13 protein-coding genes are annotated in these 13,180 nt (G+C 61.5%); 2 read left to right on the top strand and 11 right to left on the bottom strand.

Annotated elements, in window-relative coordinates:
- The first annotated feature begins 72 nt into the window (after positions 1 to 72).
- The gene (locus UIA24_RS06600; RefSeq protein ID WP_065758164.1) at positions 73 to 447 is read left to right on the top strand and encodes a helicase; all 375 of its coding nucleotides are present in this window, start codon (positions 73 to 75) and stop codon (positions 445 to 447) included.
- Positions 448 to 470: 23 nt separating this feature from the next.
- Here the strand turns inward: UIA24_RS06600 and UIA24_RS06595 are convergent, their stop codons facing one another.
- From UIA24_RS06595 to exbB, 6 genes are all read right to left on the bottom strand, one after another.
- Entirely contained in the window at positions 471 to 1,871 is a 1,401-nt protein-coding gene (locus UIA24_RS06595; RefSeq protein ID WP_330522467.1) for an aminoacyl-tRNA deacylase and HDOD domain-containing protein, read from the bottom strand.
- Positions 1,872 to 1,949: 78 nt separating this feature from the next.
- The gene (recG, locus tag UIA24_RS06590; protein WP_330522466.1) at positions 1,950 to 4,025 is read right to left on the bottom strand and encodes an ATP-dependent DNA helicase RecG; all 2,076 of its coding nucleotides are present in this window, start codon (positions 4,023 to 4,025) and stop codon (positions 1,950 to 1,952) included.
- Positions 4,026 to 4,031: 6 nt separating this feature from the next.
- On the bottom strand, positions 4,032 to 4,952 hold the full coding sequence (locus tag UIA24_RS06585; RefSeq protein ID WP_065758136.1) for a hydrogen peroxide-inducible genes activator: 921 nt from the start codon (positions 4,950 to 4,952) through the stop codon (positions 4,032 to 4,034).
- 93 nt (positions 4,953 to 5,045) lie between these two features.
- Positions 5,046 to 5,783, bottom strand: a complete 738-nt coding sequence (locus UIA24_RS06580) for an energy transducer TonB (protein ID WP_065758137.1) — start codon at positions 5,781 to 5,783, stop codon at positions 5,046 to 5,048.
- Positions 5,780 to 6,205, bottom strand: coding sequence for a TonB system transport protein ExbD (gene exbD / locus UIA24_RS06575; protein WP_099776357.1), 426 nt, complete (start codon positions 6,203 to 6,205; stop codon positions 5,780 to 5,782). Before exbD ends, UIA24_RS06580 begins: the two co-directional genes overlap by 4 nt.
- A gap of 3 nt (positions 6,206 to 6,208) precedes the next feature.
- Positions 6,209 to 7,183: a tonB-system energizer ExbB gene (gene exbB / locus UIA24_RS06570; RefSeq protein WP_330522465.1), complete on the bottom strand. Its 975-nt coding sequence runs from the start codon at positions 7,181 to 7,183 to the stop codon at positions 6,209 to 6,211.
- A gap of 192 nt (positions 7,184 to 7,375) precedes the next feature.
- On the opposite strand from exbB, the gene UIA24_RS06565 reads away from it, so the two are divergent.
- A complete protein-coding gene (locus UIA24_RS06565; protein ID WP_102052720.1) occupies positions 7,376 to 8,233 on the top strand; it encodes an SDR family oxidoreductase in 858 nt (285 codons plus the stop codon).
- Positions 8,234 to 8,245: 12 nt separating this feature from the next.
- On the opposite strand, the gene UIA24_RS06560 is transcribed toward UIA24_RS06565, so the two are convergent.
- From UIA24_RS06560 to UIA24_RS06540, 5 genes are all read right to left on the bottom strand, one after another.
- Complete coding sequence (locus UIA24_RS06560) at positions 8,246 to 8,977, bottom strand: hypothetical protein (protein ID WP_099776352.1); 732 nt, start codon at positions 8,975 to 8,977, stop codon at positions 8,246 to 8,248.
- Between the two features lie 59 nt (positions 8,978 to 9,036).
- A complete protein-coding gene (locus UIA24_RS06555) occupies positions 9,037 to 9,417 on the bottom strand; it encodes a RidA family protein (RefSeq protein ID WP_043861567.1) in 381 nt (126 codons plus the stop codon).
- Positions 9,418 to 9,441: 24 nt separating this feature from the next.
- On the bottom strand, positions 9,442 to 11,550 hold the full coding sequence (gene spoT / locus UIA24_RS06550) for a bifunctional GTP diphosphokinase/guanosine-3',5'-bis pyrophosphate 3'-pyrophosphohydrolase (protein WP_099776350.1): 2,109 nt from the start codon (positions 11,548 to 11,550) through the stop codon (positions 9,442 to 9,444).
- A 60-nt stretch (positions 11,551 to 11,610) separates the two neighbouring features.
- The gene (gene rpoZ / locus UIA24_RS06545; protein WP_065758143.1) at positions 11,611 to 11,874 is read right to left on the bottom strand and encodes a DNA-directed RNA polymerase subunit omega; all 264 of its coding nucleotides are present in this window, start codon (positions 11,872 to 11,874) and stop codon (positions 11,611 to 11,613) included.
- Between the two features lie 189 nt (positions 11,875 to 12,063).
- Positions 12,064 to 12,939 (bottom strand): LysR family transcriptional regulator, encoded by an 876-nt coding sequence (locus tag UIA24_RS06540; RefSeq protein WP_330522464.1) that lies wholly within the window; start codon positions 12,937 to 12,939, stop codon positions 12,064 to 12,066.
- Between the last annotated feature and the right edge of the window lie 241 nt (positions 12,940 to 13,180).

The raw sequence follows: 13,180 nt of genomic DNA, 5'->3' as shown, positions 1-13,180 counted from the left end.
GGAAGGCGTATGGTGTTTTCGCAGCGAGACTATAAACTGCTTCGCCAGTCACTTTTTAGCCGAGGCGTGCACATGAAGTTTCGCTTTCTTCTCTGGGCTCTGGGATTGCTCATGGCCAAGGCCAGTCGCAACAACCCGGCGTTCCAGCAGCAACTGACCGACAAGAACCTGGTGTTTCAACTGCAGACCCTGGACGGCAAGGTCGCTCGGCATTTCATCGTCAAGGACCTGCGCGTCAGCAGCAAGGCTGGTACCCATCCGCAGCCGGCGTTTGCGATAGCCTTCAAGGATGCGGCCTACGGCTTCGCTACGTTGCAGGCCAAGAACAAGCAGTTGGCGTTCATGCAGGGGATTCAGGACAAGAGCATTCAGATCAAGGGTAATCCGGCCCTGGTGGTCTGGTTCCAAGGCCTGACCAAGTTCCTGAAACCGAAAAAGCAGGCCTGACCGCCGAGGGCCAGGCCACGTGGTCAGGTCTGGTTGAACTGTGAGGCCAGCTCGCGCAACAGCGACTCGGCTTCAAGTACCTTGTTGACCACATCCTCGGCTTTGCTGCGGCTCATGCCCAGGCGCTCAAGCAACTCATCCGGGATGCTTTCTTCCGGCCCTGAGCCGATGCCGCGGGCGCGCAGCAGGCGAACGGCCAGGCAAACCAGGTTGGGGAATGCAGCGTGGTCACCGTCGTAATGTGGGTCATGCTGGAAGCGCAGGGCCGTGGCCAGTTCGTCCGGCAAGTCCCAGAAACGCATCAGCCAGGCGCCGATCTGTTCGCGGCTGATGCCCAGCAGATGCTTCTCGACATAGCTGTGACACAGGTGCGGGTTGACCTCCAGATGCCGGCAGATCAGCGAGAAATGCGGCGGGAACACATGCGCCAGCAGCAGATAGCCAAAGTTGTGCAGTAGCCCGGCGAGGTAGGTCAGCCCAGCCTCCGGCCGCTCGGCACGAGGCATGGCGCGGGTCAGGCCTTCGATGACAGCTGCGGTGTAGATCGATTGCTGCCAGTACGGTGTGGTCTGTTGTGGGTGATCTTTGGGCAGGCTGAGGGTTTTGCCCAGGGCCAGACCGAGTGCCAGGTTGATCACCAGGTCGAAGCCCAGCACGCGGACGATCGCGTCTTCCACCGAGCGAATCTTGCCCGGTGAAGCGTAGTACGGTGATCCTGCCCAACTGACTACCTGAGCAGCCAATGCCGGATCGGTTTCCACTACGCCGGTGATGTCGTCGATGGTGGCGTTGGGATCGACCCGCAACTTGATGATCTTCTGCGCCGTTTCTGCCAGCGGTGGAATCTCGATGGTCGATTCCAGACGCTGCTGGATGCGCCGTGCGGTGAAGGCATGGACAGCCTGGGTGATCTCTTCGCGGTCATCATCCGGGCGGTCGAGGTTGGGCTGAATACTGCTCAGCAGTTCGCCGAAGCGCCCGGCACTGGCCTTGCTGAGCATTCTCTTGAACGTGTCACGTTCAATTTCCAGCAGCACGCCGGCTTCACCTGAATGAATCAGCAGGCTCGGCACGTCCAGCAAGCTTTCTTCGTACAGGCAGGGCGAACTGGTAAGGGCTGGAATGCCCGGCAGAATCTTCAGGCCGTGCTTGGCCAGCATCTGCTCCAGGCGTTTCAACGGCACGGCGGCAAGATCACGCCCGGTCAGTTCGGTAAGGCGCTTGAGGTCCAGTAGCTGGTTCTGCGGAAACAACACCATCAGCGCACCGACTGCATCGTCGAGCAATACAGCCTGCACCCGACGCTCGGGCGGCAGCTGTGGGTGCTCGGTCACTTCACGGTAGGCGATATCCAGTTTGTCGAGCAGCAACCGGATAACAGACGGGGCTTGGGGGGTTGCGGCGTCCAGTGCAACTTCAGTCATGGTCTGTATCCAAATTCTTTACAGTCGCGAGAGTATAACCAGCTTGCACCGTGAGCTGGATCGATTCCGTCGGGCGGATTACACCTGGCCATACTGCTGGCCATGGCGCAGCCAGCGTTCGAGCAGCGGGCTGACATGTGTTGGCCAACGAGCCAATAGTGCCTGCGCCGCATCGCGCACAGCAGGCAGAAGGTCGGCGTCACGCATCAAGTCGGCGACCTTGAACTGCAGCAGGCCGGTCTGACGGGTACCCAGCATCTCGCCAGGACCGCGCAGCTCAAGGTCTTTTTCGGCGATGACGAACCCGTCGTTGGTTTCCCGCATGATTCCCAGGCGTTCGCGGCCGATCTGCGACAACGGCGGATGGTAGAGCAGCACACAGTGGCTGACGGCACTGCCACGGCCCACGCGCCCGCGCAACTGGTGCAATTGGGCCAGGCCAAGGCGTTCGGGGTTCTCGATGATCATCAGGCTGGCGTTGGGGACGTCTACGCCGACTTCGATGACCGTCGTCGCCACCAGCAGTTGCAGACGGCCTTCCTTGAATTCGGCCATGACGGCGGCCTTCTCCGCAGGTTTCATGCGCCCGTGAATCAGGCCGACGCGCAATTCGCCCAAGGCGCTGCTGAGTTCTTCAAAGGTGGTTTCGGCGGCCTGGCAGGTCAGCTCCTCGGACTCTTCGATCAGGGTGCAGACCCAGTAGGCTTGACGGCCTTCAGCGCAGGCGGCGCGCACGCGCTCGACCACTTCAAGGCGGCGGCTGTCGACCACCAGTACGGTGTTGACCGGGGTACGTCCAGGCGGCAGCTCGTCGAGGATCGAGGTGTCCAGGTCGGCATACGCGCTCATGGCCAGGGTGCGTGGAATGGGTGTTGCGGTCATGATCAGTTGATGGGGACAGAGCCGGCCACCCACGCCTTTCTGGCGCAACGCCAAGCGCTGCTGGACACCGAAGCGGTGCTGTTCGTCGATGATCACCAGCGCCAGGTTGTGGAACTTTACTTCGTCCTGGAACAGGGCGTGGGTACCAACCACCATCGGTGCGCCGCCCGCGATCTGCTCCAGGGCTGAAACACGTGCCTTGCCTTTGAGCTTGCCCGCCAGCCAGGCGACTTCGATCCCCAGTGGCTCCAGCCAGCGCTTGAAGGTAATGAAGTGCTGCTCTGCCAGAATCTCGGTCGGCGCCATCAGTGCCACTTGGTAGCCGGCCTCCAAGGCCTGCAGGGCGGCGAGCGCAGCAACAACGGTCTTGCCAGCGCCGACGTCCCCCTGAACAAGCCGCAGCATGGGCTCGGGTTGGCTCAGGTCGTAGGCAATCTCGTTGCCGACCCGCTGTTGGGCGCCGGTGGGAGCAAAGCCCAGGTTGGCCAGGTATTGCTGTGGCAGCCGGCTGGCCTTGGGCAGCGCGGGAGCCCGTTGGGCCCTGAGGCTTTCGCGCAGGCGCTGCTGGGATAGCTGATGGGTCAACAGCTCTTCAAAGGCCAGGCGGTGCTGAGCCCAGTGCTGGCCCAGGGCGAGTTCGTCGACGTCGGCATCGGCGGGAGGGTGATGCAGGTAGCGGATCGCATCGTCCAGCGGTGCCAGTTGGTAGTCGCGGGCCAGCTCCTCGGGCAACCAGTCGGGCAGGCTGCGCGGGCCAAGCATCGCCAGGCTCTGTTGGCAGAGCTGGCGCAGACGCTGTTGGGTCAGACCTTCGGTGGTGGGGTAGATCGGTGTCAGGGTCTGTTCCACCGGTGCCGGTTCATCGCCTGTAAGGGCGCGGTACTCCGGGTGGTAGATCTCCAGCCCTGATGCGCCCGGACGGGCCTCGCCGTAGCAGCGCAGGTGCGTTCCGCGCTTGAGGCCTTCCTTCTGCGCATTGCTGAAATGATAGAAGCGCAGGCTCAGCACGCCACTGCCGTCGCCCAGACGCACCAGCAGGCTGCGGCGTTTGCCCATGACCACGTCGGCACCGCTGACCACCCCTTCGATCACGGCGTCCTGGCCAGGGCGCAAGGCCCCGATCGGGACGACCCGGGTGCGATCCTGATAGCGCAGTGGCAGGTGGAAGAGCACATCCTGAAGGTTTTCCAGACCGACCTTGGCGAGCTTTTCCGCCATGGCTTCGCCTACGCCCTTCAGCGCAGTGACCGATACCTTGGACAACTCGGTCATGGCTGCTTACTGGCTGACGGGTGGCTTGGCCACCGAGCACAGGCGGATCGAGTCGGCGAGGATCTCGATAGCCTTTGGCCGCGGGAAGCTCGCACGCCAGGCAATGGCCACGGTGCGAAACGGCGCTGGCGGGCTCAACGGGCGAACTTCAATGATGCCGGGTGCATAGTGATGACTGTGGACCGCCGACAGTGGCAGCACCGAGACACCGAGGCCGGAGGCGACCATATGACGGATGGTTTCCAGCGAGCTGGACTCGACCGTGGTGTGCTTGGCCGCATCGCTGCCCTTGTTCAGGGTGGGACAGGCTTCCAGTACCTGGTCTCGGAAGCAGTGACCTTCGCCCAGCAACAGCAGGCTCTTGTCGTTGAGCAGGCTGGCATCGATGGTTTGCTTCTGCGTCCAGGGGTGCTCGCTGGGCATCAGTACGTAGAACGGTTCGTCGTACAGCGGCAGGGTCAGCACATCGGCTTCATTGAACGGCAGGGCAACGATCACCGCATCCAGTTCGCCATTGCGCAGCTTGTCGCGCAGCACGTGAGTGAAGTTTTCTTCAATGTACAACGGCATCTGCGGGGCGACCCGGTGCAGTTGCGGAATCAGGTGCGGAAACAGGTAGGGGCCGACGGTGTAGATGGCGCCGACCTTCAGCGGTGCAGTCAGCTGATTTTTGCCTGCCTGGGCCAGCTCGCGGATGCCTTGAGCCTGCTCCAGTACTTTCTGGGCTTGCGCGACGATGCTTTCACCCACCGGCGTGAGGCGCACGGCGCTCTTGCTGCGCTCGAAAATCAGTACGCCAAGCTCGTCCTCCAGCTTTTTCACGCCCACCGACAGGGTCGGTTGGCTGACATGGCAGCGTTCGGCGGCGTGGCCGAAGTGCTGCTCCTGAGCGAGGGTGACGATGTAGCGTAATTCTGTAAGGGTCATAACGTGCGTCCAAGAAGTTGCGGCCCCAGCATAGCGGCTGCACTCGATAGACGCACGTTATCAGACTTGCCTGTTTATGACAGGATTACCCGTTCAGCGTCTGTCCAGCGAGTAAACGAATGGGGCAACCACTTCGATACTGCCATTGTTGAGAAGCTCTTTTGGCGGCGCGGGTACCGGTTGAGCCTTGCGGATCATGTCCAGCGTCGCACGGTCCAGCGCTGCACTGCCCGAACCAGCGGCCAGGGAGTAGGACAGAATCCTTCCTTCGCCATCGACCACGAAACGTAGCCGGTTGATGCCTTGCAGCCCACGTCGACGCGCGTCTTCCGGGTAGCGCTTGTACTTGCCCAGATGGCGCAACAGGTCGCTTTGCCACGTGGGCAGGGCGTTGCTGTTGCTCGCGATGCTCGGCTTGGGCGCGGCGGATTGCTGCGCGGGCGCGGTGCTTGGCGGTGTATCGACGGCTTTCTCTTCTGCCGGCTTTTGCTCCACAGGCTCCGGCTTTTTCTCCGGTTTCGGTGGTTGTGGCTTCGCCTTTGGCTTGTCCGGTTTTGGTACGGCGATCTTCGGCTTTGGCGCCTCGGCCAGTTTCGGCATTGGCGGGGCTTCGACCGGTGCCGGTGGCTGTGGCGGTGTCACGACCTTGGGCGGAGGCGGTGGTGCCGGCTCGGGCATCGGGGCCATTGCAACCATCATTGCTGCCGGTGGCAGCTCAATGGCCTGAGGCACCGACCAGTTGAGCATCAGCAGGACGGCAACGGCATGCACCGCCAGCACAATCGCCAGGCTACCGCCGTAACGCGTCAGTTTATGCCGCGTCTTGATCATTTCTTGGCTGCCGTCTCAAGTCCGACCAGGCCGACCTTCAGGTAGCCGGCCGCCCGCAGGGCATTCATCACCTCCATCAGGTCTCCGTAGTCGACGCCTTTGTCGGCCTGGAAGAAGATGGTGGTGTCCTTGTCGCCTTTGGTCTTGGCGTCGAGTACAGCGCCGAGTTGCTCACGCTGAACCTGCTCGTCGCCGACATACAGGTTTTGATCGGCCTTCACGCTGAGGAAGACCGGCTTCTCCGGCCGCGGTGCCGGCTTGGCCGTGGAGGCGGGCAAATCGACCTTGATATCGACGGTGGCCAGGGGCGCTGCGACCATGAAGATGATCAGCAGCACCAGCATCACGTCGATGAACGGCGTGACGTTGATTTCGTGGTTTTCGGCGAGATCGTCGCCGCCCTCGTTAAGATGCAGGCCCATCGCTTACCCCACTTTCACCATGTGTGGCTGAGCGATGCGCTCGCCTGGCTGTTGGTCCAGATCGCGGCTGACCAGCAGCAGTACCTGGGCCGACGCGTCGGAAACCTGTGCCTTGTAGCCGGCGATGGAGCGAGCGAAGACGTTGTAGATGACCACCGCAGGAATCGCTGCAACCAGGCCCAGGGCCGTCGCCAGCAGGGCTTCGGCGATGCCGGGGGCGACCACAGCCAGGTTGGTGGTCTGAGTCTTGGCGATGCCGATGAAGCTGTTCATGATGCCCCAGACCGTACCGAACAGCCCGACGAAGGGGGCAGTGGAGCCGATGGTTGCCAGCACGCCGGTGCCGCTGCTCATGTTGCGACCGCTGGTGGCGACCAGGCGCTCCAGGCGGAAGCTGACACGCTCCTTGATGCCTTCTTTCTCGCGGGTATTGGTCGAAAGGCGCATTTCTTCGAGGGCATCATGGACCAGCAGGTGGGCCAGGGTGCCTTCGGTATTGGCAACGCTGCTGGCTTCCTTGAGGCTCAAGGATTTCTTCAGCAGGGCGATGTCACCCCGCAGGCGACGTTTGGCGCCCATCAGCTCCAGGCCTTTGGCAATCCAGATGGTCCAGGTGATGATCGAGGCAATGGCCAGACCGATCATGACCGCCTTGACCACCACGTCGGCGTTTTTGTACATGCCCCACGGCGACAGATCGTGGGCCATGCCCAGGCTGGTGTCTTCGGCAACGGCTGCTGCACCTTCGCTGGCGTGGCCTTCGAGTGGTGCTACGGCAGGAGTGGCGGATTCGGCAGCTGTTTCGGCGCCAGGCGTGGCGGGTGCAGCAGGGGCAACCGCTGCCGCTGGCGAGCTGTGTTGTACAGCTGGCTCATCGGCCATGGCCGCAGGCGCCAGTACCAGGCTGAACATCAGCGCGGCGATAGTGCGCCAGGCGCGCGACGGGGTTGGCAAAGCGGAAGAAGGGATACGTGTCATGCTGGCCCGACCTGATGAAAAAGAAAGAGGTGGATGCTCTCCAGGCCTCGAGGCAGGCCGAGAACAAATTGGGTTGCCATTATTGCAAGTAATTCTTGTTAGCAAAAGTAATAAAGTAACTTTCTTCCATATTCTCTAGCTACCTATCGATTTTCGCAGATAGGCTGTGGCTTTGATAACCGGAGTTTCGAGATGTCTGCGCCCTCTGTTTTGATTGTCGGTTGTGGCGATGTCGGTGGCCGCCTGGCGACCCAATTGCAAGCTGCGCACTGGCAGGTAAGCGGCCTGCGCAGAAACATCGCGCAGTTGCCTGCAGGTGTCAGCGGAATTGCTGCTGACCTGAGCAATGCGACCTGCCCGCCCGCCTGGCCAAAGGTTGCGCCGGACTATCTGGTCTATTGCGTGGCGGCTAGCCAGCACGATGAGGCGGGTTATCGGGCGGCGTATGTCGATGGCTTGCGGCATGTGCTGGGTTGGCTTGGCGAACAGGGGCAGCAGCCACGACGGTTGCTGTTTGTGTCCAGTAGCAGTGTCTATGCGCAAAAGGATGGGGAGTGGGTTGATGAAACCTCGGTCACTGAGCCTGAGGGCTATTCGGGGCGGCTGATGCTCGAAGCCGAGCAGGTGGCCCTGAACAGCGCCGTACCGGCGACGATTGTGCGTCTGACCGGTATCTATGGCCCTGGGCGTGAGTGGTTGTTGACGCAGGTGCGCCAAGGTTACCGGGTGACCGAGACGCCACCACTGTATGGCAACCGGATTCATGCCGAGGACGCTGCCGGGTTGCTGGCGTACCTGTTGCAGGCGGACAGCGAGGGGCGGGCGTTGGAAGATTGCTACATCGGTGTGGACGACGCGCCAGCACCGCTGTTCGAAGTGGTGGCCTGGTTGCGGGAATACCTGGGTGTCACCCAATGGTCGGAACAGGAGCGCGTGCGGCGCACGGGCAGCAAGCGCTGCCGGAACGCACGAGCACGCTCGCTGGGTTGGGTCCCGCGTTACCCGAGTTATCGGGAAGGCTACGCGGCAATCCTTGCAGGGCGCGATTGACGCGCCCCAGGTTTACTTGCGCTCCAGCAGCCAGCGGCGGGCGCCTGGACGCAGTTCAGGCATCTCGTCGTCGCGTGCCTGGTTGATGGCCTGGAAAATTTCCAGTGTCTTGCCATCACGCTTGAAGATCCACGGGCTACCCTGCTGGTTCTTCTCCAGCCACAGGCTGTCGTACTCGCCGGTCATGGTGGCGCAGTCGCCGTCCAGGCACAGGGCGTAGCGGTCCAGGTTCGGCATGCCCTCAAGGCTGCCATTGGGGCTGAACTTCATGGTCGCGCCTTGGCCTGGGCCTTCGACGATTGACCAGTCACCCTTGAGGTAGGCCTCATAGAGGGCCAGTTCAAACGTCGTGCGGGGCGGTGCGTCGAGTTGTGGCTTGTCGGCTTTATGGAAGCGCTGCTCTGGGTCGTTTTCGCTGGCCGCCTGGACCAGTTCGTCGCCATCCAGGGTCAGGCCAATGCTGTAGTTGGGATAAAACACAGCGTTCCAGCCCTTGTCGGCGGGCTGCAGTTTAGCTTCGCTGAGTTCAAAGCCGCTGGTAACCAGGGCCTGGTTGGCGGCGGTATTGATACGCCACTCCAGGTTCGGGCCGTTGCTTTGCAAGGCCTGACGCAGGTTACCGCCTTTGGCGGCTGCATCGATGGCGTTCTGGTTGATCCAGATGCCGTTGAAATCTTCAGGTTTATGACTGGCGCAGCCACCGAGCAGGGCGGCAACAAACGACAGGACGAGCGCGTAGCGCATGGCGGGGTCCTTTCAGGGAAAAACGATGGCGAACCCTGCAAGGTTCGCCATCTGGGGCATTACTCGAGGACCAGGATCGCGTCCATTTCTACTTGCGAGCCGCGAGGCAGTGCGGCAACGCCGATGGCGGCGCGAGCAGGGTAAGGCTGTTCGAAGTAGCGGCCCATGACTTCGTTGACCTTGGCGAAGTGGCTCAGGTCGGTCAGGAAGATGTTCAGCTTGACGATGTCCTTGAACGAACCGCCAGCAGCTTCGGCGACGGCTTTCAGGTTCTCGAAGACCTGGACGGTCTGGGCTTCGAAGCCTTCAACCAGTTCCATGGTTTTTGGGTCGAGCGGGATCTGCCCGGACATGTAAACGGTGTTGCCGGCCTTGATCGCCTGAGAGTAGGTGCCGATGGCCGCTGGGGCCTTGTCACTGGTGATGACGGTCTTGGTCATGGATGACTCCTTGCTGTTGTCGGGCTACGTGCGCATGCGGGTGATGCGAATCACGCCAGTCAGTGCACGCAGTTTCTTGATCACGCGGGCCAGGTGTACGCGGTCGTGTACGCTGACCACCAGTTGGACCACGCTGATGCGACCATCGCGTTCGTCCATGCTGATTTTCTCGATGTTGCCGTCGGCAGCGTTGACGCTGCTGGCTAGCAGGGCAATCAGGCCGCGCTGGTGTTCCAGTTCGACGCGCAACTCCACATTGAATTCGCCAGTGACGTCCTTGGCCCAGGAGAGCTGGATGCACTTTTCCGGGTTGTGGCGGATTTCGCTGATGTTGCGGCAGTTTTCCAGGTGCACGACCATGCCTTTGCCGGCCGACAGGTGGCCGACGATGGGGTCGCCCGGAATCGGTGTGCAGCATTTGGCATAGCTCAGCACCAGGCCTTCGGTGCCGCGGATGGCCAGCGGGCCTTCAGGGCTTGGCAACTGCTCGCCTTCGCTGGACAGCAGGCGGCGAGCCACGACATAGGCCATGCGATTGCCCAGGCCGATGTCTTCGAGCAGGTCTTCGATCAGTTCCAGGCGGTATTCGCTGAGCATGGCCTGGACGCGTTCCTGAGGAATTTTCTCCAGCGCGCTGTCGAAACCATGGAGCACTTTGTTTAGCAGGCGCTCGCCAAGGCTGATCGACTCGGAGCGGCGTTGCAGCTTGAGCGCGTGGCGAATGTGCGTACGGGCTTTGCCGGTCACCACGAAGTTGAGCCAGGCCGGGTTTGGCCGTGCCCCTGGCGCACTGACGATCTCGACGGTCGAGCCGCTCTGCAGTGGCTCGGACAGCGGTGCCAGGCGACGATTGATGCGGCAGGCAATACAGCTGTTGCCGACGTCAGTGTGCACGGCATAAGCGAAGTCGACCGCCGTGGAGCCCTTGGGTAGCTCCATGATGCGGCCTTTGGGCGTGAACACGTAGACCTCGTCCGGGAACAGGTCGATCTTCACGCTTTCGATGAATTCAAGGGAGTTGCCTGCACGTTGCTGCAACTCGAGCACGCCCTTGACCCACTGACGGGCACGGGCATGGGTACTTTTTGGCTGTTCGTCGTCACTGGATTTGTACAGCCAGTGGGCGGCGATACCGTTGTTGGCCATCTCTTCCATTTCGCGGGTGCGGATCTGGATTTCGATGGGAACACCGTGCATGCCGAACAGCGTGGTGTGCAGTGACTGGTAGCCGTTGGCCTTGGGGATCGCGATGTAATCCTTGAAGCGACCCGGCAGCGGCTTGTACAGGTTGTGAACTGCACCGAGTACGCGGTAGCAGGTGTCGACCTTGTCGACGACGATGCGGAACGCGTAGACATCCATGATCTCGTTGAAGGCCCGGCGTTTGCCGCGCATCTTCTTGTAGATGCCATAGAGGTGTTTCTGTCGCCCGCTGACTTCGCCTTCGATCCCGTCGACCGCCAGGCAATGGCTGAGCGATTCTTCGATCTTGTTGACGAGTTCCTTGCGGTTGCCGCGGGCGCGTTTCACCGCCTGATGGATGCGTGCGGAGCGCATCGGGTACATGGCCTTGAAACCCAGGTCTTCGAATTCCACGCGCACGGCGTGCATGCCAAGGCGGTTGGCGATGGGGGCGTAGATTTCCAGGGTTTCCTTGGCGATGCGTCGGCGCTTCTCGCCGGACAGCACTTCCAGGGTGCGCATGTTGTGCAGGCGGTCGGCCAGCTTGACCAGAATCACGCGGATGTCCCGGGCCATGGCCATGGCCATTTTCTGGAAGTTTTCCGCTTGGGCCTCGGCCTTGGTTTCGAAGTTCATCTGGGTCAGCTTGCTGACCCCGTCGACCAGTTCGGCGACAGTTTCGCCAAATTGCGCTGAAAGCGCTTCCTTGGCGATACCGGTGTCTTCGATCACGTCGTGCAGCATGGCGGCCATCAGGCTCTGATGGTCCATGTGCATGTCGGCAAGAATGCTCGCTACCGCAAGGGGATGGGTAACGTAAGGTTCGCCGCTGCGACGGCGTTGGCCATCGTGGGCTTGTTCGGCGTAGAAATACGCTCGGCGCACCAGGTTGACCTGGTCAGCGCCGAGGTAGGTCGACAGGCGATCGGCAAGGGCATCTATGCTCGGCAACGTACTACCTCCTGCCGATGGCTGGTGCCTTGCGCCGTGCAATGTCGACCAGGCATGAACTTAGACGGCCTCGTTGGCCTCGTCTTCAAATGCGGCAAAGATAGGCTCTTCAACGACCACATCTTCTTGAGCGACGAATTCGTTGTCGACCAGGCCGGCAGCGATTTCACGCAGTGCAACTACGGTTGGCTTGTCGTTTTCCCAGGCCACTTTGGGTTCCTTGCCACCGGTTGCCAGCTGGCGGGAACGCTTGGTGGCGAGCATGACCAGCTCGAAACGGTTATCGACGTTGTCCAGGCAATCTTCAACGGTCACGCGGGCCATGGTATTCCTCGTAGCAAATGCAATAGGCAAGCAGCCCGGATGGGCGAGCGGACTCGGTAGTTTAAAAAATCACCAGCCAATAGGGAAGCGCTGATTTCAGTTCTCGCTCAGGCGGCATGCTTTGGCCGAGAGTTTTAGCGTTAGAGCAGACGATAACCATTTGCGTGGGGTTAGCACAACTCCCTCGTGCTACTCGCCCATCGCCGCGCGCAAGCGTGGGGTCAGTTCGTCGAACAGCGTCTGTACTGAGCGCAGTGCGCGGCAGTCGGGGCGAGTCAGCAGCCAGAGTTCGGTATCGCAGCCGGGCAGGGCATCGCTCAGTCGCTCCACCCCGGGGAGGCTGTCGGCCATGTAGTCAGCCAGCGCTGCGACGCCCAGCCCTGCACCTACCAGTTGCGCGACGGCGGCCATGCTGCTGCAGCGGTAGCGTGGTACCACGCCAGGTAGGTGCTGCTCGCGCCAGACCACCGAAGCATGATCGGACATCGAGTCGTCCAGTGCGATCCAGGGCAGTGATGCCGGAGCCTCGGCCAGGCGCTGGCGATAATCGGCGTACCCATAAACAAGGTAGGAGGCCGTGCCCAGGCAGCGACCGACCAAGTGCTCGGGGGGTGAGTTGGTCAGGCGCAGGGCGACATCGGCATCGCGTCGGCTGAGGTTGGCGAAGGAGTTGGAAGTTGCCAGCTCCAGCGACAGCGCCGGGTAGGTTGGCATGAAATGGGCCAGCGCCGGCAGCAGCAGACTGTGCAATACCGCTTCGGTGCAGGTCAGGCGCACGGTGCCGCTGACCACCTGGTCGCCGTGTTCCACCGCCACCTGGGCCGCATCCAGTGCCTGTTCGGCGCGCTCGGCTTGCTCCGCCAGCGCTTGAGCTGTGCCAGTGGGGACGTAGCCCTTGCGGCTTTTATCGAACAGCGCCTTGCCCAGTGAGGCCTCAAGCCTGCGAATCGAGCGAAAGACGGTCGATACGTCCACCTTGAGCAGTTCGGCAGCTTTTGCCAGGGATCGCCCGCGAACCAGGGCGAGCACCAGGGTGAGATCGGTATGGCTGACCTGATATTGCATGAGTGCACTCTTAGCTTGCCAAAATGCCAATGTCTGTTGCGTTGAGGCCATTCTATAGTGAAGCAGCAGCCGCGAATCAACCTCGCCGCCGGCCAGAGTGCCGAGTGCAGCGCACAAGGATGTTCATTCGGCTGTTTCCCACGATGGGAATACTAGAAAAATAAACCAACCATCGACGCCCACAGGGCGCCTGCAACACCCCTTCATATTGTCGCCCGATAAAAATCAAAGGATGCATAGC

This window comes from Pseudomonas sp. AL 58, from assembly GCF_036348395.1.
In the GTDB taxonomy this organism is placed as follows: domain Bacteria; phylum Pseudomonadota; class Gammaproteobacteria; order Pseudomonadales; family Pseudomonadaceae; genus Aquipseudomonas; species Aquipseudomonas defluvii.
The sequence above is the reverse complement of the archived record's forward strand: the minus strand, read 5'-3'. Positions and strand labels throughout refer to the sequence as shown.